We start from the raw sequence: 667 nt of genomic DNA on the forward strand, positions 1-667 counted from the left end.
CACTGGTAAAATTAGCCGAGAGCCAGGTTCAGACGTATAAAATCGATCATGGCACAGTTCCCACTCTCTCACAGCTTCAAAACGGTTATTTGACAGAGACGACATGCCAGGGCGGGAAACGCATATTGGTCATCAGTCCTGATGGCGGAGTTTCATTGACAGATGCATCCGGATCATAAGGAAGGGGGCTTTAGTTTACTTGAATTGATGATCGTACTTGGTTTGTCTTCCTTTTTGATTGCAATCGGAACAGGTTTTTATCATCATCTTCTTACCAAAGCGGAAGTGAACCAATTCAAACAGCGGCTGGAACAAGACCTTCTTTATCTCCAGCAATACACTCAATTCGACAGGACAGCAAAGCTTTACCTGGAAAATGATAAATATGAGATATACTCCGCCAAGTTGCAAGAAGATGTATTAGTCCGGCAAATTCCTGAAGGTTATGCAATCAAAATTCATCCTGATTCCAGGTCATTTGCCTTCAGCCAATCAGGAACAGCCCTGCAACCAGGCAGTATGACCATACACACCCCTATGGGAACCGACAGACTAGTGTTTCCGCTCGGCAAAGGAAGAGGATACTATGAGTAAACCTACTAGACAAGAAGGGTTTCTTATATTGGATGCCTTATTCAGCTTCGGTATGTTCTTACTTTTATGTACC

Annotated in this window: 1 protein-coding gene; it reads left to right on the forward strand. The window is 43.5% G+C overall.

What is annotated here, in order from left to right; translation table 11 throughout:
- The first annotated feature begins 162 nt into the window (after nucleotides 1-162).
- Complete coding sequence (locus CHH53_RS06935) at nucleotides 163-594, forward strand: type II secretion system protein (protein WP_095215404.1); 432 nt, start codon at nucleotides 163-165, stop codon at nucleotides 592-594.
- Nucleotides 595-667 lie beyond the last annotated feature (73 nt).

The organism is Terribacillus sp. 7520-G, from assembly GCF_002271665.1.
In the GTDB taxonomy this organism is placed as follows: Bacteria; Bacillota; Bacilli; order Bacillales; family Amphibacillaceae; genus Terribacillus.

Coding starts and splice junctions, on each gene's coding strand:
- CHH53_RS06935 (WP_095215404.1), top strand. CDS start 163: ATGCATCCGGATCATAAGGAAGGGGGCTTTAGTTTACTTGAATTGATG.